This window comes from Microbacterium sp. CFH 31415 (assembly GCF_022538185.1).
In the GTDB taxonomy this organism is placed as follows: Bacteria; Actinomycetota; Actinomycetes; order Actinomycetales; family Microbacteriaceae; genus Microbacterium.
This window is the reverse complement of the sequence record NZ_JAKYXC010000002.1, coordinates 620266-640414: the sequence shown is the minus strand read 5'-3', so window position 1 is coordinate 640414 and position 20149 is coordinate 620266. Positions and strand designations below refer to the sequence as shown.

Annotated in this window: 21 protein-coding genes, 1 tRNA gene, 1 rRNA gene and 1 pseudogene; 20 read left to right on the top strand and 4 right to left on the bottom strand. The window is 70.7% G+C overall.

Annotated features, from left to right (window positions below; all coding sequences use genetic code 11):
* The 18 genes from rrf to MK786_RS03915 all read left to right on the top strand — a co-directional run.
* Nucleotides 1-77, top strand: a 5S ribosomal RNA gene (gene rrf / locus MK786_RS04000); the annotation flags it as partial.
* Nucleotides 78-162: 85 nt separating this feature from the next.
* Entirely contained in the window at nucleotides 163-1839 is a 1677-nt protein-coding gene (locus MK786_RS03995; protein WP_241110926.1) for a primosomal protein, read from the top strand.
* Nucleotides 1839-2885 carry an HAD-IIA family hydrolase gene (locus MK786_RS03990; protein ID WP_241110925.1) on the top strand — a complete coding sequence of 349 codons (1047 nt, stop codon included), beginning with the start codon at nucleotides 1839-1841 and terminating at the stop codon, nucleotides 2883-2885. The genes MK786_RS03995 and MK786_RS03990 overlap by 1 nt, the downstream gene beginning before the upstream one ends.
* 40 nt (nucleotides 2886-2925) lie before the next feature.
* Nucleotides 2926-3090: a hypothetical protein gene (locus MK786_RS03985; RefSeq protein WP_241110924.1), complete on the top strand. Its 165-nt coding sequence runs from the start codon at nucleotides 2926-2928 to the stop codon at nucleotides 3088-3090.
* A complete protein-coding gene (locus tag MK786_RS03980; protein ID WP_241110923.1) occupies nucleotides 3087-3887 on the top strand; it encodes a TlyA family RNA methyltransferase in 801 nt (266 codons plus the stop codon). The genes MK786_RS03985 and MK786_RS03980 overlap by 4 nt, the downstream gene beginning before the upstream one ends.
* Nucleotides 3884-4828 carry an NAD kinase gene (locus MK786_RS03975; protein ID WP_241110922.1) on the top strand — a complete coding sequence of 315 codons (945 nt, stop codon included), beginning with the start codon at nucleotides 3884-3886 and terminating at the stop codon, nucleotides 4826-4828. Before MK786_RS03980 ends, MK786_RS03975 begins: the two co-directional genes overlap by 4 nt.
* Nucleotides 4825-6516, top strand: a complete 1692-nt coding sequence (gene recN / locus MK786_RS03970; RefSeq protein WP_241110921.1) for a DNA repair protein RecN — start codon at nucleotides 4825-4827, stop codon at nucleotides 6514-6516. Before MK786_RS03975 ends, recN begins: the two co-directional genes overlap by 4 nt.
* Nucleotides 6517-6589: 73 nt before the next feature.
* Nucleotides 6590-8287 (top strand): CTP synthase, encoded by a 1698-nt coding sequence (locus MK786_RS03965; RefSeq protein ID WP_241110956.1) that lies wholly within the window; start codon nucleotides 6590-6592, stop codon nucleotides 8285-8287.
* Nucleotides 8280-8885, top strand: a complete 606-nt coding sequence (locus MK786_RS03960; protein WP_241110920.1) for an NUDIX hydrolase — start codon at nucleotides 8280-8282, stop codon at nucleotides 8883-8885. The genes MK786_RS03965 and MK786_RS03960 overlap by 8 nt, the downstream gene beginning before the upstream one ends.
* Nucleotides 8886-8894: 9 nt before the next feature.
* Nucleotides 8895-9839 (top strand): site-specific tyrosine recombinase XerD, encoded by a 945-nt coding sequence (gene xerD, locus MK786_RS03955; protein WP_241110919.1) that lies wholly within the window; start codon nucleotides 8895-8897, stop codon nucleotides 9837-9839.
* A gap of 47 nt (nucleotides 9840-9886) precedes the next feature.
* A complete protein-coding gene (locus MK786_RS03950; RefSeq protein ID WP_241110918.1) occupies nucleotides 9887-10792 on the top strand; it encodes a ParA family protein in 906 nt (301 codons plus the stop codon).
* Nucleotides 10776-11600, top strand: a complete 825-nt coding sequence (locus MK786_RS03945; protein ID WP_241110917.1) for a ScpA family protein — start codon at nucleotides 10776-10778, stop codon at nucleotides 11598-11600. Before MK786_RS03950 ends, MK786_RS03945 begins: the two co-directional genes overlap by 17 nt.
* Nucleotides 11590-12243 carry an SMC-Scp complex subunit ScpB gene (scpB, locus tag MK786_RS03940; protein ID WP_241110916.1) on the top strand — a complete coding sequence of 218 codons (654 nt, stop codon included), beginning with the start codon at nucleotides 11590-11592 and terminating at the stop codon, nucleotides 12241-12243. The genes MK786_RS03945 and scpB overlap by 11 nt, the downstream gene beginning before the upstream one ends.
* Complete coding sequence (locus MK786_RS03935) at nucleotides 12240-13061, top strand: pseudouridine synthase (protein WP_241110915.1); 822 nt, start codon at nucleotides 12240-12242, stop codon at nucleotides 13059-13061. Before scpB ends, MK786_RS03935 begins: the two co-directional genes overlap by 4 nt.
* The gene (locus MK786_RS03930) at nucleotides 13058-14182 is read left to right on the top strand and encodes a prephenate dehydrogenase (RefSeq protein ID WP_241110914.1); all 1125 of its coding nucleotides are present in this window, start codon (nucleotides 13058-13060) and stop codon (nucleotides 14180-14182) included. Before MK786_RS03935 ends, MK786_RS03930 begins: the two co-directional genes overlap by 4 nt.
* Nucleotides 14175-14921 carry a (d)CMP kinase gene (gene cmk / locus MK786_RS03925; RefSeq protein WP_241110913.1) on the top strand — a complete coding sequence of 249 codons (747 nt, stop codon included), beginning with the start codon at nucleotides 14175-14177 and terminating at the stop codon, nucleotides 14919-14921. The genes MK786_RS03930 and cmk overlap by 8 nt, the downstream gene beginning before the upstream one ends.
* Nucleotides 14911-16467: a ribosome biogenesis GTPase Der gene (der, locus tag MK786_RS03920; protein WP_241110912.1), complete on the top strand. Its 1557-nt coding sequence runs from the start codon at nucleotides 14911-14913 to the stop codon at nucleotides 16465-16467. Before cmk ends, der begins: the two co-directional genes overlap by 11 nt.
* A 75-nt stretch (nucleotides 16468-16542) precedes the next feature.
* Nucleotides 16543-17451 carry an NUDIX domain-containing protein gene (locus tag MK786_RS03915; protein WP_241110911.1) on the top strand — a complete coding sequence of 303 codons (909 nt, stop codon included), beginning with the start codon at nucleotides 16543-16545 and terminating at the stop codon, nucleotides 17449-17451.
* Nucleotides 17452-17480: 29 nt separating this feature from the next.
* Here MK786_RS03915 and MK786_RS03910 read toward each other — a convergent pair whose 3' ends face one another.
* The 3 genes from MK786_RS03910 to MK786_RS03900 all read right to left on the bottom strand — a co-directional run bounded on the left by MK786_RS03910 (nucleotide 17481) and on the right by MK786_RS03900 (nucleotide 19203).
* Entirely contained in the window at nucleotides 17481-17852 is a 372-nt protein-coding gene (locus MK786_RS03910; protein ID WP_241110910.1) for an RNA-binding S4 domain-containing protein, read from the bottom strand.
* Complete coding sequence (locus MK786_RS03905; protein WP_241110909.1) at nucleotides 17849-18541, bottom strand: lysoplasmalogenase; 693 nt, start codon at nucleotides 18539-18541, stop codon at nucleotides 17849-17851. The genes MK786_RS03910 and MK786_RS03905 overlap by 4 nt, the downstream gene beginning before the upstream one ends.
* A gap of 77 nt (nucleotides 18542-18618) precedes the next feature.
* On the bottom strand, nucleotides 18619-19203 hold the full coding sequence (locus MK786_RS03900; RefSeq protein ID WP_241110908.1) for a GNAT family N-acetyltransferase: 585 nt from the start codon (nucleotides 19201-19203) through the stop codon (nucleotides 18619-18621).
* Nucleotides 19204-19338: 135 nt separating this feature from the next.
* On the opposite strand from MK786_RS03900, the gene MK786_RS03895 reads away from it, so the two are divergent.
* Nucleotides 19339-19412 (top strand) — tRNA-Pro (locus MK786_RS03895).
* 132 nt (nucleotides 19413-19544) lie between these two features.
* Here the strand turns inward: MK786_RS03895 and MK786_RS03890 are convergent.
* Nucleotides 19545-19820, bottom strand: coding sequence for a hypothetical protein (locus MK786_RS03890; protein WP_241110907.1), 276 nt, complete (start codon nucleotides 19818-19820; stop codon nucleotides 19545-19547).
* A 173-nt stretch (nucleotides 19821-19993) separates the two neighbouring features.
* Between MK786_RS03890 and MK786_RS16515 the strand changes: the two are divergent.
* Nucleotides 19994-20131: pseudogene (locus MK786_RS16515) on the top strand (hypothetical protein); the annotation flags it as partial.
* Nucleotides 20132-20149 lie beyond the last annotated feature (18 nt).

Below are 20149 nucleotides of genomic sequence, written 5' to 3'. Positions count from 1 at the left end.
CGAACCCGGAAGCTAAGCCTCTCAGCGCCGATGGTACTGCAGGGGGGACCCTGTGGGAGAGTAGGACACCGCCGGACTTCCATTACCGAAATGGCCACCCAACGCAGGGTGGCCATTTCGCGTTAACTAGGCTGTAGCGAGCCACGGGAAGGATCGAGAGAGATGGCCGAGCAGGAGCCGCGCGAAGGCGCAGCAGATCGCGAGCCGCGCGGACGCTCCGGCGACCGTCCCCCTCGAGCCCGTGAGGCAGGCGCGCGCTCTCCGCGCAGCGGCGGCTCCGGTTCGGGGCGTCGTGATGGCGATCGCAGACCCTACGAGAAGCGTGACGGTGACCGGAAGCCGTACGAGAAGCGTGACGGTGACCGGAAGCCGTACGAGAAGCGTGACGGTGATCGTCCCTACGCCAAGCGTGATGGCGACCGGAAGCCGTACGAGAAGCGCGACGGTGACCGGAAGCCGTACGCCAAGCGTGACGGCGATCGTCCCTACGCCAAGCGTGATGGCGACCGGAAGCCGTACGAGAAGCGCGAGGGTGACCGTCCGTACGCCAAGCGCGACGGTGACGGGAAGCCCTACGAGAAGCGCGATGGCGACCGGAAGCCGTACGCCAAGCGCGACGGTGACCGGAAGCCGTACGAGAAGCGCGACGGTGACCGGAAGCCGTACGAGAAGCGTGACGGTGATCGTCCCTACGCCAAGCGTGATGGCGACCGGAAGCCGTACGAGAAGCGCGAGGGTGACCGTCCGTACGCCAAGCGTGACGGCGACCGGAAGCCCTACGAGAAGCGCGATGGCGACCGGGAGCCGTACGAGAAGCGTGATGGTGACCGTCCCTACGCCAAGCGCGACGGCGACCGTCCCTACGCCAAGCGTGATGGCGACCGGAAGCCCTACGGCGGCCGCTCTGACCGTCCGGAGCGCGGGGGAGCGAACCGCCCCGACACCGCGCTGCGCCCGGAAGAGAACCGCCCGGTCCGCGCGCGCCACGATGACCCGTTCATTCCCGAGGACGTCACGCCTCAGGATCTCAACGGAGGCGCGCGGAACGAGCTCAAGACGCTCAGCAAGGAGAATGCCGAGCAGGTCGCACGTCATCTGGCGATGGCCGCGCAGCTGATCGACGACGACCCTGTGCTCGCACACCAGCACGCACTGTCGGCATCCCGTCGCGCCGGCCGTATCGCCATCGTCCGCGAGACGCTCGCCATCACCGCGTACGCGACGGGCGACTACGCCCTCGCGCTGCGTGAGCTGCGCACATACCGTCGCATCTCCGGCAAGGACGACCAGATCGCCCTGATGGTCGACAGTGAGCGCGGCGTCGGGCGTCCCGACCGGGCACTCGAGCTCGGCCGCAGCGTCGACCGCTCCACTCTCGCCACCGAGGTCCGCGTCGAACTCGCCATCGCGATGTCGGGCGCGCGCCTCGACCTCGGCGACGCGGAGCGCGCGCTGCTCGAGCTGGACATCCCCGAGCTCGACCCCGACCGGGCCTTCGAGTGGAGTCCCGCGCTGTTCTCCGCGCGTGCGACCGTCCTGGAGGAGCTCGGCCGCGACGATGAGGCTGCCCGCTGGCGCGAGCGCGCGGAGGTCGCCGCGGACGTGATCGATGCGGCATCCGGCATCGGCGATCTCGAGACGGTCTACGTCGATGAGATCATCGAAGAGTCCGGCGACGAGGACTTCGAGCCCGAGAACGTGGACGCACCCGACGACGATGACGCCGTGGGCGACTCGCTCGGTGCCGACGAGGTCGCCGAGATCCTCGCCGACGCGGGCATCGACGACGAAGACGACGACACCGACGGGACGGACGAGCCGGAAGGCCCCGACCGCTGATGGCGCTGTTCGGCCGCCGGTCCGCGCCGGCGACACCGGCCACGCCGCTCGACGGCGTCGACGTCGTCCTCGCCGACCTCGACGGCGTCGTGTACGCGGGTCCAGGTGCGCTGCCGCACGCGGTCGACAGCCTGACGCGCGCCCGTGAGGGCCGGTCGCTTGCGTACATCACCAACAACGCTGCGCGGACGGATGCCTCGGTCGCCGCGCATCTGTCGCACCTGGGTCTTCCGACCGAGGCATCCGACGTCGTGACGAGTCCGCAGGCCGCCATGCGGCTGCTCGCCGGCCGCATCGCCCCGGGGTCGACCGTGCTCGTCGTGGGCGGCGAAGGGCTCGTCTCCGAGGTCGTGAAGGCCGGGTTCGTCGTCACACGCAGCGCCGACGACGCGCCGGCCGCCGTCGTGCAGGGCTTCGCACCCGAGGTGGGCTGGACCCAGCTAGCCGAGGCGGCGTTCGCGCTCAAGGTTCCGGAGGAGGAAGGCGGCATCCCCTGGATCGCCACCAACACCGACTGGACCATTCCGCAGGCGCGCGGCATCGCCCCGGGCAACGGAACTCTCGTGTCGGCCGTGCACACGGCGATCGGCCGCCTCGCGACCGTGGCGGGAAAGCCGGAGGTGCCGATCTTCGAGGAGGCCGTCGCGCGGTTCGGGGCGCGGCATCCGCTCTTCCTCGGCGACCGACTCGACACCGACATCCTCGGCGCCAACCGCGCGGGCATCGCGTCGGCTCTCGTCCTCACCGGCATCGACCGACCCAAGCATGTGCTGGCGGCGCCGGCAGGTTCGCAGCCCACGTTCATCCTGGGCGATCTGCGCGAGCTGCATGAGCCCTACCCGGCGGTGACCGTCAATGACGGCGTCGCTACCGTGCGCAACGCCGCGGTCGCGATCGAGGGCGCTGACGTGCGGATCATCGCCGAGGGCGACCGGCCCATCGACCTGCTCCGCGCGGGCGCTGCGGCGATCTGGAGCACAGGCCGTGCGATCTTCGGCTTCCGGGTCCCGGAGCGTCTGTACGCGGATCCCTTCCACCGGCCCTGAGCGCGCGGCGCGGGGGAGGGTTCGACGTATCCTGTACGGCATGGCCCAGCCCGACGACCGTGAGCGCGACCCCGGCGATCTGCTGTCGACCCTCGAGGTGATCGAGGCCCAGCCCCTCGCGACCCGCGCCGAGGCCTACGACGCGCTGCACGACACGCTCGCCCGGCGGCTGGAGGCGGCACCCAGCGGCGCGCCGACGCCATGACGTCGCGCCTCGACGCCGCGCTTGCCGCTCGCGGACTCGCGCGCTCCCGCACGCACGCGGCGACGCTCATCGCCGAGGGCCTCGTGTCGGTCGACGGGCGTCCGGTGGTGAAGGCATCGACGCCCGTGGCCGAGTCCGCGGTGCTCGAGGTCGCGGCATCCGATCACCATGTCAGCCGGGCCGCACACAAGCTGATCGCCGGACTCGACGCGTTCGGCGTCGACGTCTCGGGGCGTCTCGGCCTCGACATGGGGGCGTCCACCGGCGGGTTCACCCAGGTGCTGCGGGAGCGCGGGGCCGACCCGGTCATCGCCGTCGACGTCGGTCATGGTCAGCTCGCGGCGCCCATCGCCGCCGACCCCGGGGTGATCTCGATCGAGGGCTTCAACGTACGCCACATGACGGCGGAGTCCCTGGCCGAGGCGAGCGGCGTCGTGGAGAGACCATCGGTCATCACCGGCGATCTGTCGTTCATCTCGCTCGCCCATGTGCTGCCGGCGGCGCGCGCGGTCGCCGCCGACGACGCCGACCTCGTGCTGCTCATCAAGCCGCAGTTCGAGGTCGGCCGTACGGCCGTGAAGGGCGGCCTGGTCACCAATCCGACGCTCCGGGCCGACGCCGTCGCCCGCGTGCTGTGGTCGGCGTGGGATGCGGGCCTCGGCACGCGCGGAATCATCTCCTCCCCGATCGTGGGCACGCACGGTAATTCCGAGTACATCGCTCACCTCGGGCCGGGGCGCGGCACCAATCCGACAGAATGGTTGAGCACCGTGAACCGACTGGCGGGGAGCCGATGACCACCACCGACGTGCGCGCCGAGCGCAGCATCCTCGTCGTCGCCCACGCTCACCGCCATGACACCGTGCTCGCGGCAGAGCGCGTGGTCGCCGCGCTGCGCGCGGCGGGCGCCCAGCCCGTGCTCGCCGCAGACGACCGCGCCGAGCTGGCTGCCGTCAACGACTCGTTCGCCGACGTGCGCGTGCTCGGCGACGACGTGCCGGTGCGCGACATCGAGCTCGCGATCGTCCTCGGCGGCGACGGCACCATCCTGCGCGCGGCCGAACTCGTGCGTGACGGCACGGCTCCGGTGCTCGGCATCAACATGGGCCACGTCGGCTTCCTGGCCGAGATCGAGCGCGACGACATGGACGACGCGGTGCGCCGCGCGATCCAGCGCGACTACGAGGTCGAGGAGCGCCTCGCCCTGCACGTGCGGGTGAAGGATGCCTCCGACTCCGTGATCTACGAGACGTGGGCGCTCAACGAGGCCACTGTCGAGAAGGCCAGCCGCGAGCGCATGCTCGAGGTCGTCATCGAGATCGACGGCCGGCCGCTGTCGTCGTTCGGCTGCGACGGCGTCGTCGTGTCGACACCGACAGGGTCCACTGCCTACAACTTCTCCGCCGGCGGCCCGGTGATCTGGCCGACCGTCGAGGCGATCGCAGTGGTGCCGCTGTCGGCGCATGCGCTGTTCGCCACGCCTCTCGTGGTGGGTCCCGAGCACGCGGTCGCGATCGAGGTGCTCGAGCGCACGAACGGCGTCGGCATCCTGTGGTGCGACGGCCGCCGCTCCCACGACCTTCCGCCCGGGGCGCGCGTCGTCGTGCGCCGCTCCGAGCAGCCCGTGCGCCTCGCGCGCCTTCATCCCGCCTCGTTCACCGACCGGCTCGTGCGCAAGTTCCGGCTTCCCGTCGAGGGCTGGCGCGGTCCCGCGGCGATCATGGGGCCCTCGACGTGATCGAGGAGATGCGACTGCGTGATCTCGGGGTCATCGCCGAGGCCACGTTGCCGATCGGTCCGGGCTTCACCGCGATCACCGGCGAGACCGGCGCAGGCAAGACGATGGTGGTCACCGGACTCGGGCTGCTGCTGGGCCAGCGCGCCGACTCGGGCGCCGTGCGCGCCGGGGCGGCCCAGGCGGCGGTCGACGGCGTCTGGATCGTGCCCGAGAACGGCCCGGTCGCCGAGCGCGTCCGCGAGGCGGGAGGCGACATCGAGCCGCTCGGCGACGGCCGCGCCGAACTCTACGTCGGCCGCTCCATCTCGAGCGAGGGGCGTGGTCGCGCCTCCGTCGGCGGCCGCACGGCGCCCGCCGGAGTGCTGGCTGATCTCGCCGACGAGCTCGTCGTGGTGCACGGCCAGTCCGATCAGCTTCGCCTGCGCACGGCGGCGGCGCAGCGCGATGCGCTCGACCGCTTCGGCGGCGACGTCGTGCAGGGGGCCCTGGCGATCTACCGCGAAGCCTACGAGCGCTGGCGGGCGATCGACCGTGAGCTGGCGGGACTCGCCACCGAGCGCGACGCGCGAGCGCGCGAGGCCGACGACCTGCGCGCGCAGCTTGCCGAGATCGAGCAGGCCGCGCCCCAACCCGGCGAAGACGCGGAGCTGGCGGCCCGAGCCGAGCGGCTCGCGAACGCCGAAGAGCTCCGCATCGCCGCGGCGACAGCGCACGACGCCCTGTCGGGCGAGGGGGAGCAGCCCGATGCCTCGTCCCTGCTCGCCGAGGCGCGACGGGCGCTCGAGCGCGCGCACGACCCGATCCTCGAAGACCTCGCGGGTCAGGTCGCCGATCTCGGCTACCGCGCTTCCGACCTGGCGGCGTCCCTCGCGGGCTACCTCGCCGACCTCGACGAGACCGGTCCTCACGAGCTTGCGGCGGTCGAGGAGCGCCGGTCGGTGCTGTCGGGGCTCATCCGCGCGCACGGCACGCTCGACGATGCGATCGCCCTGCTCGACACCGGCTCAGCGCGACTGGCAGAGCTCGACGACGACTCCGACCGCATCGAGCGCCTGACCGAGGAGCGGGGGGCTGCGGCATCCGCTCTCGATGAAGCCGCCGCCGCACTCACCGCAGCCCGCACCGCCGCAGCCGAGCAGCTGGGGGCGGCGGTCACGGCCGAGCTGCACGCCCTTGCGATGCCCGACGCCAGGCTGACGGTGTCGGTCGCTCCCGGCACCGAGTCGGCCGCGGGGCGAGACGACGTCGCGATCCTGCTCGCCCCCCACGTCGGCGCCGATCCGCGCCCGGTCTCGCGCGGGGCGTCCGGCGGCGAGCTCAGCCGCGTCATGCTCGCGATCGAGGTCGTGATCGCGGCGGTCGATCCCGTGCCGACCTTCGTGTTCGACGAAGTGGATGCCGGCATCGGCGGCGCCGCCGCGATCGAGGTGGGGCGCCGTCTCGCTCGTCTCGCGCACTCGTCGCAGGTCATCGCCGTGACCCACCTCGCCCAGGTCGCCGCCTTCGCGACCAATCACCTCACAGTGGTGAAGGCGGGCGACGGGTCGGTCACGGCGTCCGATGTGCGCCGCCTCGACGGTTCCGACCGCGAGGCGGAGATGGCACGGCTGCTGTCGGGCATGCCCGACTCCGACGCCGCGCTCACTCATGCCCGCGAGCTGCTCGGCCTGCGCGCCGAGGTTGCCTGACCCCTCGACGCGACGAACCATGTGCGTTTCCGCAGCTTGCCGCCACCGACGTGAGATAGGATAAAAGCCCGTGATGCAGACTTCTGATTCTTCCCGCGGCGACACTTCGAACGACACCACTCGGCACATCTTCGTGACCGGCGGTGTCGTTTCCTCGTTGGGGAAGGGTCTCACCGCCGCCAGCCTCGGCAACCTGCTCACCGCCCGCGGTCTGCGGGTCGTCATGCAGAAGCTCGACCCCTACCTGAACGTCGACCCCGGAACGATGAACCCGTTCCAGCACGGCGAGGTCTTCGTCACGGACGACGGTGCCGAGACCGACCTCGACATCGGCCACTACGAGCGCTTCCTCGACATCGAGCTGAACCAGTCGGCCAACGTCACCACGGGTCAGATCTACTCGCAGGTGATCGCGAAGGAGCGCCGGGGCGAGTACCTCGGCGACACCGTGCAGGTCATCCCGCACATCACCGACGAGATCAAGCGCCGCATGCGCCTGCAGTCGACGGAGGAGCCGCGCCCCGACGTCATCATCACCGAGATCGGCGGCACGGTGGGCGACATCGAGTCGCAGCCCTTCATCGAGTCGGCGCGGCAGATCCGCCACGAGCTCGGCCGCCCGAACGTGTTCTTCGTGCACGTGTCGCTCGTGCCCTTCATGGGCGCCTCGGGCGAGCAGAAGACGAAGCCCACGCAGCACTCGGTGGCCACGCTCCGCAGCATCGGCATCCAGCCCGATGCGCTGGTGCTGCGCAGCGACCGGCCCGTCACCGAAGCGAACAAGCGCAAGATCGCGCTCATGTGCGACGTCGACGAGGGTGCGGTCGTGAATGCGGTCGACGTGCCGAGCATCTACGACATCCCGACGATGCTCAACGAGCAGGGCCTCGACGAGTACATCGTGCGGGCACTCGGTCTCTCGAACGCGAAAGACGTGGACTGGTCGCGCTGGCAGCGCGTGCTCAACGCAGTGCACAACCCGAAGCACGAGGTCACGATCGGCCTCGTCGGCAAGTACATCGACCTTCCCGACGCCTACCTGTCGGTCACCGAGGCGCTCAAGGCGGGTGGCTTCGCACAGGAGACGCACGTCAACATCCGCTGGATCCCGTCCGACGAGTGCGAGACGCCCGAGGGCGCCGAGAAGGCGCTCGCCCCGCTCGACGGCATCGTGATCCCCGGCGGCTTCGGCATCCGCGGCATCGAGGGCAAGATCGGCGCCCTGAAGTTCGCGCGCGAGCAGGGCATCCCGACGCTCGGCATCTGCCTGGGCCTTCAGTGCATCGTCATCGAGTACGCGCGCCACGTCGCCGGCATCGAGGACGCGTCGTCGAGCGAGTTCGACCCTGACACCGAGCACCCCGTCATCGCGACGATGGAGGAGCAGGTCGACATCCTCGAAAGCGGCGACCTGGGCGGCACGATGCGCCTTGGCCTGTACCCGGCGCACCTCGCCGAGGGCTCGATCGCGGCCGAGGTGTACGGCTCGACCGTCGCGTCGGAGCGCCACCGCCACCGCTACGAGGTGAACAATCGCTACCGCGACCGCATCGCCGAAGCGGGCCTCGTGTTCTCGGGCATCAACCCCGACCTCGACCTCGTCGAGTACGTGGAGCTGCCGCGCGACGTGCACCCGTACTACATCGCCACGCAGGCTCACCCCGAGCTGCGCTCGCGTCCGACCGACGCCAACCCGCTCTTCCGCGGGTTGGTCGGAGCGGCCCTCGAGCGCCACCGTGCCAGCGAACTGTTCGACGTCGAGAATGACTGACGCGCCGCCGGCTGCGCCGCTCGCCGACGAACCCGTCGAGTTCGAGGTCACCGGCAGCGACCTCGTCTACGAGGGGCGCGTGTGGGACGTCCGCAGCGACACCGTCGCGTACGGCGACGGCGAGATCGTGCGGCAGTACGTCGACCACCCGGGCGCCTCGGCGATCGTCGCGATCGACGATGATGGCCGCGTGCTGCTGATCCAGCAGTACCGGCATCCCATCCGGCATCGCGACTGGGAGATCCCGGCAGGACTGCTCGACATCGCGGGGGAGTCGCCCCTCGAGACGGCGCAGCGCGAGCTCGCCGAGGAGGCCGACCTCCGGGCGTCGTCGTGGGAGTCGCTGGTCAGCATCTTCACGACGCCCGGCGGCAACGATGAGGTCGTTCACCTGTTCCTCGCGCGTGGTCTCTCCGAGGTCGGCGCTGCCCATGCGCGTGCCGAGGAGGAGGCCGACATCCGTGTGGAGTGGGTGCCGCTGGACGACGCGGTGGACGGCGTGCTCGCGGGCCGGCTGCGCAACGGCATCCTCGCGGTGGGAGTGCTCGCCGCCGCCGAGCGTCTCCGCCGCGCGGGCGGCGGGGGCGGGGCCCCATAGGGTACTTACATGCGGCTCGATCGCGCGGTGGACGCATACCTGCGGCACATCTCGATCGAGCGCGGCCTGTCCGACAACACCGTCTCGGCGTACCGGCGCGACCTCTCCGGTTACGTGCAGTGGCTGGCGGAGCGCGGTGTCAGCGACTCAGCCGCCGTGACACCCGAAGTCGTGGCAGAGTTCGCCGCCGAGCGCGCCTCTGCGCAGCCGCCGGTCGCGGCATCCTCTCTCGCCCGACTGCAGTCGTCCGTGCGCGGCCTGCACCGCTTCCTCGCACGCGAGGGCATCGAGGACGCCGACCCGTCGGCACGGCTGAGACCGCCCAAGCAGGCGCGGCGGCTGCCGAAGGCGCTGACGATCGACCAGGTGGAGTCGTTGCTGGATGCCGCGGGCCCGGCGCCCGCGACGGACGGCGCTCCGGCGACCGGCGCGGCGCCCGGCGACGTACTCGGACTGCGCGATCGCGCGCTCCTCGAGCTGCTCTACGCCACCGGTGCGCGGGTGTCGGAGATCGTGCAGCTCGACGTGGACGACCTGTCGCACGGCGACGTCGTGCGCGTGCGCGGCAAGGGGAACAAGGAGCGCATCGTGCCCGTCGGGTCGTACGCGCGGGCGGCCGTCGACGCCTACCTGACGCGCGCGCGGCCGGATCTCGCCCGCCGTGGCCGCGCAACACCGAAGCTGTTCCTCGGGGCCCGTGGGGCGCCGCTGTCGCGGCAGAGCGCATGGCTCGTCATCCACTCCGCCGCCGAGCGCGCGCATCTGACCGCGCACGTGTCGCCGCACACGCTCCGCCACTCGTTCGCCACGCATCTGCTGCAGGGTGGCGCCGACGTGCGGGTGGTGCAGGAGCTGCTCGGGCACGCCTCGGTGTCGACCACCCAGATCTACACATACGTCTCTGTGGATGCACTGCGGGACGTCTACGCGACCTCGCACCCGCGCGCCCGCTGACCGCTCCCGGGTGAGGGGCCGCACCGTGACTAGAATCGGTGCACGACATGGGAAAGTCAGGAGAGTCTGTGGCGGGCAGCAAGCGGGGCGCGGCGACGGCCTCAGACAACGAGACCCCGATCGGTCCCACCGGGCGTCCGTACCACGGCTTCCCGACCCCGCCGAAGCTCGACGGGCACGGCCCCGCGCGCATCATCGCGCTGTGCAACCAGAAGGGCGGCGTCGGCAAGACGACGACCACCATCAACCTGGCGGCGTCGCTCGCGGGTTACGGACGCAAGGTGCTCGCGGTCGACTTCGACCCGCAGGGCGCGCTGTCGGCGGGTCTGGGCATCCAGACCCACGACATCCCGACGATCTACGACCTGCTGCTCGACAGCAAGCGCGACCCGTACGAGGTAATCGTGACCTCGCGCGTGGAGAACCTCGACGTCATCCCCGCGAACATCGACCTCTCGGCTGCCGAGGTGCATCTCGTCAACGAGGTCGCGCGCGAGCAGACGCTCGCGCGCGCCCTGCGCAAGGTCGCCGCCGACTACGACGTCATCCTCATCGACTGCCAGCCATCGCTCGGCCTGCTCACGGTGAACGCCCTCACGGCGAGCCACGGCGTCATCATCCCACTGGAGTGCGAGTTCTTCGCGCTCCGTGGCGTCGCGATGCTCATCGAGACCATCGACAAGGTGCGCGACCGCCTCAACCCGACGATCGCTCTCGACGGCGTCCTCGCCACGATGTACGACGCCCGCACTCTGCACTCCCGCGAGGTGCTGGAGCGGGTCGTCGACGCGTTCGGCGACGACGTGCTCGAGACCGTGATCGGTCGCACCGTGAAGTTCCCCGATGCCTCGGTATCGGGCATGCCGATCACCGAGTTCGCGCCCGAGCACGCCGCCGCCCAGGCCTACCTGCGGCTGGCGCGGGAGCTGGTCGCCCGTGGCGCCGTCGCCTGACGAGGTCTCGGATCCGCAGCAGCCGGCTGACGGCTTCCGCGTCTCGGTCGGCGGGTTCGACGGGCCGTTCGACCTTCTGCTGACGCTCATCTCGAAGCACGAGCTCGACATCACCGAGGTGTCGCTGTCGCTCGTCACGAACGAGTTCATCGCGTACCTGCGCGAGCTCGGCCCAGAGGAGGAGCTGGAGGAGGCTTCCGAGTTCCTCGTCGTCGCGGCGACCCTGCTCGACATGAAGGTCGCGGGACTGCTGCCGCAGGGCGAGCTCGTCGACGCCGAGTCGGTGGCGCTGCTCGAGGCGCGCGACCTGCTGTTCGCGCGCCTGCTGCAGTATCGCGCGTTCAAGGAGGTGTCGGTGTGGTTCGAGCGCTGCCTCCAGCGCGAAGACCGACGTCACGCGCGCAGCGTGCGGCTCGACGAGAAGTACCGCACGGCGGCGCCGGAGCTCGTGTGGACGCTCAGCGTCGACGACTTCGCCGCGCTTGCCCTGCTCGCGATGACGCCGAAGGAGATCCCGCACGTCGGGCTCGACCACCTGCACGCGCCCCTCGTCAGCATCCGCGAGCAGGCGGCGGTCGTCGTGACGCTGCTGCGCAACGCCGGATCGCTGAGCTTCCGCGAGCTGGTCGCGGGGGTCTCGCAGCCGGGCGTGGTCGTCGCGCGCTTCCTGTCGGTGCTGGAGTTATATCGCCACGCCGCCCTGTCCTTCGAACAGCTCGAACCGCTCGGCGAGCTGACGCTGCGCTGGAGTGCGCAGCGCTGGTCCGACGAGAACCTCGCCACTCTGGGAGCCGACTATGACCGATGAACCTTCGCCGGACCTCGAGACGGGTGACCTCGATGCACCCGCGTCGCGGGCTCGCGACCAACGAGAGAGCGCACCGCAGCTGCCGGTGGCCGGGGTGGCCCGGCGGCTGGAGGCGATCCTTCTCGTCGTCGAGGAGCCGCAGAGCCTCGTGAGCCTCGCCGCCGCCGTCGGCTCGCCCGTGCCCGCCGTTCGGCAGGCGATCGAAGGACTCGTCGCCGACTACGACGGTGAGACCGGGGGACCGGTGCGCGGTTTCGAGCTGCGTGAGGTCGGCGGCGGCTGGCGCCTTTACGTGCGCGAGGAGCACGACGACCTGGTGAGCGAGTTCGTCAACGCCCAGGCGCCGTCCCGGCTGTCGCAGGCGGCGCTCGAGACGCTCGCGGTGATCGCGTACAAGCAGCCCGTCACGCGTAGCCAGGTCGCGTCCATCCGCGCGGTGAACGTCGACTCGGTGGTGCGCACGCTGCTGTCGCGCGGCCTCATCACCGAGCTGTTCACGGATGCCGAGACCGGCGCCATCAACTACGGCACGACCGACGCGCTCCTGGTGAACCTCGGGATCAACTCGCTCGACGAGCTGCCGCACATCTCGCCCCTCCTCGACGACGGGGCCGACGGATTCGACGAGGAGGCGCGGCGATGACCGAGCACGATCCCTTCGCATCGCCGGAGGGCGTTCGCCTGCAGAAGGTGCTGGCGAACGCCGGCGTCGCCTCTCGCCGGGTGGCGGAGCAGCTGATCGTCGAAGGCCGGGTGCGCGTGAACGGCACGGTCGTGACCGAGCTCGGGTCACGTATCGACCCCGAGAACGACCTCGTCGACGTCGACGGCACCGCGATCCAGCTCGACCAGTCGAAGCGGTACGTCATGCTCAACAAGCCGACGGGGGTCGTGAGCTCGATGAAGGACGAGCGTGGGCGGCCCGATCTGCGCCGGTTCACCAAGGAGTGGGCGGAGCGGCTGTACAACGTAGGACGATTGGATGCCGAGACCAGCGGCCTGCTCGTTCTGACGAACGACGGCGAACTGGCGCACGTGCTGGCGCATCCCTCGTTCGGTGTGACCAAGGTCTACATCGCGAAGGTCGAGGGACGCGTCACGCCGCAGACGATCCAGCGACTCACGCGCGGGGTCGAGCTCGAGGACGGGCCGATCGCAGCCGACAAGGCGCGGTTGCTGTCGTCGTCGGCCGAAGGCGGCGGCTCGCTCGTCGAGCTCACCCTGCACTCCGGTCGCAATCGCATCGTCCGCCGGATGATGGCCGAGGTCGGGCATCCGGTCGTGGAACTGGTCCGTCGCCAGTTCGGGCCGCTCCACCTGGGAACACTGCCAGCCGGGCGCGCACGCGAGTTGACTAAGGTGGAGCGGGGCGCTCTGCTGACTCTCGCGCGTCGCGCGGCGGGAGACGCCCCCGAGCCCCGCGACAGCTCCGATCCGCGGAGCGACCAGGAGAACCAGTGACCGAGTCCACGCCCTTGTCTGCGCGCGCGCGTGCCCCGCGCGTGCAGGGCACCGTGCGCGTCGTCGGCGCCGGCTTGCTGGGCGCGAGCATCGGCCACGCGCTGAGCGCGCTCGGCATCGATGTCGCCCTGGACGACACGTCGCCGGCGCAGCTGCGTCTGGCCGTCGACTACGGCGCCGGCCGCCGCGCCGCCGCCGACGACGACCCGAAGCTGATCGTCGTGGCGGTGCCGCCCGACGTGACCGCCGATGTCATCGAGCGCGAGCTCACCCGCTACCCGCAGGCGGTGGTGACGGATGTCGCGAGTGTCAAGCTCGAGCCGCTGCACATCCTCCGCGACCGCGGCGTCGATCTGACCCACTACATCGGCTCCCACCCGCTGGCGGGCCGTGAGCGCGGCGGTGCGATCGCCGCCCGCGCCGACATCTTCATCGGCCGCCCGTGGGTCGTGTGCCGCGACGGCGAGACGCCGCCGAGCGACCTCGCCCTCGTCGAAGGGCTGGCGCTCGACCTCGGCGCGATGCCGATCGAGATGAGCCCCGAAGACCACGACCGTGCCGTCGCCCTCGTGTCGCACGTGCCGCAGCTGGTCGCGAGCCTGCTCGCGGGCCGATTCGTCGACGCGCCGGAGGGATCCCTGGGTCTCGCCGGCCAGGGCGTTCGCGACACGACGCGCATCGCGGCATCCGCCCCCGAATTGTGGGTGCAGATCCTCGGCGCGAACGCGACGCCCGTCGTCGATGTGCTCGACGCGCTCTCCGCCGACCTGCGCGACGTGGCCGACGCCCTGCGCGCCCCCGACGCCCCCGGTGCGCGTCGCGCGGTGGCCGACACGATCCGTCGCGGCAACGAGGGCGTCGAGCGGCTACCCGGCAAGCACGGCCAGAATCGGCGCTTCGAGCAGGTCGTGGTGATGGTCGACGACACGCCGGGCCAGCTCGGCCGGCTGTTCGGCGAGCTCGGCGAGCTCGACGTGAACGTGGAAGATCTGCGCCTCGAGCACTCGCCGGGCGCCCAGTTCGGTCTGGCCGAGATCAGCGTCGTGCCCGGCGCCGTCCGACGCGCCGTGGAGGGACTCGAGTCCCGCGGCTGGAAGATTGCGAGCACCACCAATGACTGACCCCGCGACGCACTCCGCCGAGCCGGCGGCCGCGCCCGGTGCCCAGAGCGCGCCCGTCGTGGTGGCGATCGACGGACCGGCCGGCAGCGGCAAGTCCAGCGTGTCGGAGCAGGTCGCTCGCCGCCTCGGCTACGGCTTCCTCGACACCGGCGCCGCCTACCGCGCCCTCGCGTGGCTCGCGCTCGAGCGCGGCACGGACACGTCCGACTCGACGTCCGTCGTCGACGTCATGGGCGACTTCGACTACGCCATCTCGCTCGACCCCGACGAGCACTGGGTGCGCGTCGGCGAGAGCGACGTGACACAGGCGATCCGCGAGCCGCGCGTGTCCGAGGCCGTGAGCGGCGTCGCCCGCGTCCCCGCCGTGCGACAGGCGGTCAACGTGCTGTTCCGTTCGTTGGTGGCGTCGTCGGGACGTCCGGGTGTCGTGGTCGAAGGCCGCGACATCACGACGGTCGTCGCCCCTGATGCGCCGGTGCGCATCCTCCTCACCGCGGCGCCCGAGGTGCGCGCGGCGCGGCGCAGCGCAGAGCTGTCGTCGCAGGATGCTGCGGCCGTCGCCGCCGCCTTGCACAAGCGCGACGCCTCCGACTCGACCGTCGTCGACTTCCTGACTGCCGCACCCGGCGTCGAGGTCGTCGACTCGACCTACCTGGATTTCGACCAGACCGTGGACGCCGTCATCGGCGTCATCCGCACGAATGTGCCTGCACAGACAGGAGCGCACGATGTCCGCTGACAACCGTGAGGCATCCGACGCCCGCGACGCCGAAGAAGAATACGAGGGCGGCGAGGATCACCTCGCCGAGAACCTCGCCGACCTCGACGAGGAGCTCGCCGAGCAGCGGGCGAGCGCGCTGCGCGCCGGACTCGAGGATTACGAGCTCGACGATGAGGACGCGGCGCTGCTCGAGGGGCTCGCGCTGGGCGAGGACGGGATCGAGTACCTTCCGGCGCTGCCCGTCGTGGCGATCGTCGGTCGCCCGAACGTCGGCAAGTCCGCGCTCGTGAACCGCATCCTCGGCCGCCGCGAGGCTGTCGTGGAAGACACGCCCGGTGTCACCCGCGACCGTGTGACGTACAAGGCCGAGTGGATGGATCGCCGGTTCTCGCTCGTCGACACCGGCGGCTGGGAGCCCGACGCCCGCGGCATCGACCGCTCGGTCGCCGCCCAGGCAGAGGTTGCGATCGATCTGTGCGACGTCGTGCTGTTCGTCGTCGACGCGATGGTCGGGGCCACCTCGACGGATGAGCACGTCGTGAAGCTGCTCCGCAAGAGCGGCAAGCCGGTGTTCCTCGTCGCCAACAAGATCGACGACGCCCGCCAGGAGCCCGAGGCCGCCGCGCTGTGGAACCTCGGTCTCGGCGAGCCCTACCCGGTCTCGGCGATCCACGGCCGCGGCGTCGCCGACCTCCTCGACGCGATCATGAAGGTCCTCCCCGAGGTGTCGGCCGTGGCGAAGCATGAGATCGGCGGCCCGCGCCGGGTCGCGATCCTCGGTCGCCCGAACGTCGGCAAGTCGTCGCTGCTGAACAAGGCGGCCGGTGAGGAGCGGGTCGTCGTCAACGACCTCGCGGGCACAACGCGCGATCCGGTGGACGAGGTCGTCGACCTCGGCGGGCGCCTGTGGCGCTTCGTCGACACCGCCGGCATCCGCCGCCGCGTGCACCTGCAGCAGGGCGCGGACTTCTACGCGTCGCTGCGTACGTCGGCCGCCCTCGAGAAGGCGGAGGTCGCGGTCGTCGTCCTCGACGTCAGCGAGCCCATCAGCGAGCAGGACGTGCGCATCATCGACCTCGTGCTGGAGTCGGGTCGTGCCCTCGTCCTCGCGTACAACAAGTGGGATCTGCTCAACACGCCCGCGTTCGAGGACATCGAGCGCCGCCGCTACCTCGAGCGTGAGATCGAGCAGGACCTCGCCCACGTGGCGTGGGCGCCGCGCGTGAACATCTCGGCGCGCACCGGCCGCCACCTCGACAAGCTCGTGCCGGCGCTGGAGACCGCCCTCGAGTCGTGGGATCAGCGCATCCCGACGGGCAAGTTCAACGCGTTCCTGTCGGAGCTCGTCAACGAGCACCCGCACCCGGTGCGCGGCGGCAAGCAGCCCCGCATCCTCTTCGGCACGCAGGCCTCTACGCGTCCGCCGACCTTCGTGCTGTTCACCACCGGCTTCCTCGACCCGGGCTACCGCCGGTTCATTCAGCGTCGCCTGCGTGAGCTGTACGGTTTCGAGGGATCGCCGATCGTCATCAACATGCGGGTGCGCGAGCGCCGCCAGCGCTGAGCGGGAGCGCGCGACGGGGCCGGCGCGGCATCTCATGACCGCGGCGGGCGCGCGCACGTGTGGAAGGGTGGCAGGGTGACGATCGAACCTCCCGCACCCCGTGAGCCGCGGCGCCCGCACGGGCCGCGCGACCCCGGGGACGCGTGGGTGGTCGCCCCGACCGGCGAGCGGTACTGGGGACGCTTCGGCGCTGCCGGCCTGCTCGCCGTCGACGCCGACCGTGGCGTGCTGCTGCAGCACCGGGTGACCTGGAGCCACTTCGGCGACACGTGGGGGCTGCCCGGTGGCGCCCGCCATGACGGCGAATCGGCCGGCGACGGCGCGTTGCGGGAGGCGGCGGAGGAAGCGGGGGTTCCGGATGCCGCGATCCGCCCGCGCCTGCTCTCGGTGCTCGACCTCGGCTATTGGAGTTACACGACGCTGATCGGCGACGTCGTGCGCCCGTTCGAGCCCACCATCAGCGATCCCGAGAGCCATGCACTGGCGTGGGTGGCCATCGACGACGTGTCGCGGCATCCACTCCATCCTGGATTCGCCGCCTCGTGGGACCGCCTGCGTGCCCTCCTCGGTTTGCGCCCCGCGGTGATCGTCGATGCTGCGAACGTGGTCGGCTCTGTGCCAGACGGCTGGTGGCGCGACCGCCCCGGCGCCGCAGGACGACTCGTCGAGCACGTCGCGGGTCTGACGACGACAGGCATCCCGGCGGCATCCCTCGACCTGCCCGAAGACGTCTGGTTCCCTGAATGGGTCATCGTTCTCGAGGGTCACGCCCGGGCTGCGGGTGACGCCCTCGGCGTCGACGTGGTGCGGGCCGAGGCATCCGGTGACGACACGATCGTCGAGGAGACGCGACGGCTGGTCTCGGCAGGGCGCAGGGTCACGGTCGTCACGAGCGATCGCGACCTGGTGACGAGGGTGACGGATGCCGGCGCCGCCGCTCGCGGCGCGCGCTGGCTGCACTCGCTCATCGGCCCGGCTGCCTGACGCTCGGGGCGAATCGGCCGCGGCGGCGGTCAGTCGCGGCCGCGGAGACGGTCGATGTCGCGGCGCTCGCGCTTGGTCGGGCGACCCGCGCCCCGGTCGCGCACCGGCACGAACGCGGTCATCTCGCGCGGCGGGGGAGGAGGCGTGCGATCCTCGACCGCTTCGGTGGCGAGAGCGGCGCCCACGCGTTTGGTGATGGTCTGGCGCACGACCAGGATGCGGTCGAAGCCGCTGATGCGCACACGCAGCTCGTCGCCGGGCCGCACGGGTTGAGCGGCCTTCGCCTTCTCGCCGTTGACCCGCACATGGCCCGCCCGGCATGCGGCGGTCGCGGCAGACCTCGTCTTGTATACACGCACAGCCCACAGCCACGCGTCGACGCGAGCCGAGGCATCCGTCATACGTGCTCTTTCTCGACGACCGCTGCGGCGCCTGCGACAGGTATGCGCAGGCGGCGCGCTGAAACGACCACGCCGGCCGCGATCAGACCCTGGCCGAGGCAGTATGTGGCCATCACCAGTGGGCTCGACCAGTCGGGCAGGACTTCAGGCATGAAGAGGCGGAACGCCAGCACAGAGTCGGAGGCCAGGAAGAACAGGCCGCCCCACGCGATGAGCGGGTGGCAGCGCGCCGCGCCGACCGCCGTCGCCCCGAGGATGAGACCGTAGACGGCAACCGGCACGAGGAGCGCGCCGAGGCTCGGCCACAGCACGGCGAGGAGCGCGACATACCAGACCGCATAGCCGAGCGCCCACAGCGGGACGCGCCGTACCGGGAGCACCCGCCAGAACAGCCAGATGTAGCAGAGGTGGGCGAGGCCGAAGAATAGCAGCATCATCGGCACGGTCGGCAGCCAGTCGAAGAGGGGCCCGGCGCCGTCGCCCAGCCACGACAGCGCGATGGCGGTCACGAGAAGTGCGTGTGCGCGCGTCCACGCCCGGTCCGCGCCCCAGACGACCGCGAGGGCCAGGAACGGCATGAGCATCAGCTTCGTCGGGTCGGCCGCGTCATGTGCGCCGGCGGCGAGGGTGGCCACATGCACCAGCGACATTGCCACGTAGGGGATGAAACCGATCAGCAGCCGCGACATGGTCCTCCTCGTTGAACGTGGCGACGACCATCGTCCCACGTATGAGCGGCCGTCACGCCGCGACCCGGATGGACAGGTCAGGTGCTCAGATCGAGTGCCATGATCGGCCGATCGGGCGATGGCCGGGCCACCTCGCGGAATCCGGCCGACAGGAAAGTCGACACGACGCCGTGGTACAGGTCGTTGGACGACTTCTTGCGGCCGAGAGCAGGGTCGACGGGGTAGGCCTCGACGACTCGGGCGCCGCCGTCGCGGGCGAACGCGAGTGCGGCGTCGAGCAGCCGGGCGTTGAGTCCGACCCCCCGCTGCTCCTTGCGCACGACGAAGCAGGTGACCGCCCACACCGTTTCGTCGTCCCAGGGCTCTTCGGATGCGGCGAACCGCTTCGTGCGTGAGAGTCGGACCTGCGCGGTGCGTGGTCCGACCCTCACCCAGCCTGCGGCCTCGCCGTCGACGTAGGCGATGAGCGCCGGTGGCGGCCCGGACTCGATCTCATCGCGCAGCAGCTCTCGCCGCTCGTCGGTGGACAGGGCGTTGAACTGCGCGTTGGTGATCGTCCACCACTGGCATTGGCAGTGGCGCCCGTCGCCTCCACCGGTGAGGGCGTGCTGGGCATCGTCGAAGCGTGCGGGCGTGGCGGGCTCGATCGTGATCTGTGCCATGCGGCGACGGTACTCCTCGACACGGACACCGGCTGGAGGGATGCGCGAGACGACGCGCCCGGATCGGTGGCTGGTTCGCGACCGGTGCGCGGAGCGGGTAGCATAGGGGAGTTGTCCGCGCTCCGGCTCGGGCATCGGGATGTGGCGCAGCTTGGTAGCGCACTTGACTGGGGGTCAAGGGGTCGCAGGTTCAAATCCTGTCATCCCGACCGGAAAAGGCCCGGAATCACGCGGAAGTCGCGGGTTCCGGGTCTTTGTCGTTTTCAGGCAATCACACGTCTGCCTGAGACTGCGTCGACCAGATGGGTGCGGCTGGGTCGTGCGGCGTTGCCGGCCCGCCGCTAACCCTCGACGAATGTGTTGGGTTCGATCGGAGTGCCCGCCGCCTCGCACGCGCGAGCGGTGCGCTGGTAATGCTGATCGAGCGCGATGCCGCACCACGACGGGACGTCCCGCTGGCAGACGCCGTGCGCCAGGTGAATCGCCGGGTTGCCGCCCTCGATGATCGGCGGCAATGGCTGGTCCGCGGTCTGCTCAGCCGCGGGGCGCGGGTCGCACACGTCGATGCCGTCCGCGGCCCGAGCCTCCTCGAGTGCGTAGGGATTCAGCGTCGTCATCTCGATCACCTCCTCCACCTCTATTGACTCAAATCCCGGTTAGAGGTGCCTGATTGCGGGGAACCGTGGGGCCTTTCCGCTCACTCCGATCGGGGCCTGGCTGAAAACTGAGCCAAAGTCGCGGGTTTGATGAGGGCGTTCTCATAAACTCTCGCTAGCTCGCTCCTTGCTTGGTGAGCACTCGTGTACTGGGGTCACGTCGCTGGACGTGGCCTTTTCCGTGGGAGGGAACAGCTTTGACCGATTCGACCCCTACATCCGCACCCGCAGGATGGTTCCCCGCAGGCGTTGAAGGCCAGGAACGTTACTGGGACGGGACCGCGTGGACC

Bases quoted from the DNA above. Each gene is read 5' to 3' on its own strand.
- MK786_RS03995 (WP_241110926.1), top strand. From the start codon at position 163: ATGGCCGAGCAGGAGCCGCGCGAAGGCGCAGCAGATCGCGAGCCGCGC.
- MK786_RS03990 (WP_241110925.1), top strand. From the start codon at position 1,839: ATGGCGCTGTTCGGCCGCCGGTCCGCGCCGGCGACACCGGCCACGCCG.
- MK786_RS03985 (WP_241110924.1), top strand. From the start codon at position 2,926: ATGGCCCAGCCCGACGACCGTGAGCGCGACCCCGGCGATCTGCTGTCG.
- MK786_RS03980 (WP_241110923.1), top strand. From the start codon at position 3,087: ATGACGTCGCGCCTCGACGCCGCGCTTGCCGCTCGCGGACTCGCGCGC.
- MK786_RS03975 (WP_241110922.1), top strand. From the start codon at position 3,884: ATGACCACCACCGACGTGCGCGCCGAGCGCAGCATCCTCGTCGTCGCC.
- MK786_RS03965 (WP_241110956.1), top strand. From the start codon at position 6,590: ATGCAGACTTCTGATTCTTCCCGCGGCGACACTTCGAACGACACCACT.
- MK786_RS03960 (WP_241110920.1), top strand. From the start codon at position 8,280: ATGACTGACGCGCCGCCGGCTGCGCCGCTCGCCGACGAACCCGTCGAG.
- xerD (WP_241110919.1), top strand. From the start codon at position 8,895: ATGCGGCTCGATCGCGCGGTGGACGCATACCTGCGGCACATCTCGATC.
- MK786_RS03950 (WP_241110918.1), top strand. From the start codon at position 9,887: ATGGGAAAGTCAGGAGAGTCTGTGGCGGGCAGCAAGCGGGGCGCGGCG.
- scpB (WP_241110916.1), top strand. From the start codon at position 11,590: ATGACCGATGAACCTTCGCCGGACCTCGAGACGGGTGACCTCGATGCA.
- MK786_RS03935 (WP_241110915.1), top strand. From the start codon at position 12,240: ATGACCGAGCACGATCCCTTCGCATCGCCGGAGGGCGTTCGCCTGCAG.
- cmk (WP_241110913.1), top strand. From the start codon at position 14,175: ATGACTGACCCCGCGACGCACTCCGCCGAGCCGGCGGCCGCGCCCGGT.
- der (WP_241110912.1), top strand. From the start codon at position 14,911: ATGTCCGCTGACAACCGTGAGGCATCCGACGCCCGCGACGCCGAAGAA.
- MK786_RS03910 (WP_241110910.1), bottom strand. From the start codon at position 17,852: ATGACGGATGCCTCGGCTCGCGTCGACGCGTGGCTGTGGGCTGTGCGT.
- MK786_RS03905 (WP_241110909.1), bottom strand. From the start codon at position 18,541: ATGTCGCGGCTGCTGATCGGTTTCATCCCCTACGTGGCAATGTCGCTG.
- MK786_RS03900 (WP_241110908.1), bottom strand. From the start codon at position 19,203: ATGGCACAGATCACGATCGAGCCCGCCACGCCCGCACGCTTCGACGAT.
- MK786_RS03890 (WP_241110907.1), bottom strand. From the start codon at position 19,820: ATGACGACGCTGAATCCCTACGCACTCGAGGAGGCTCGGGCCGCGGAC.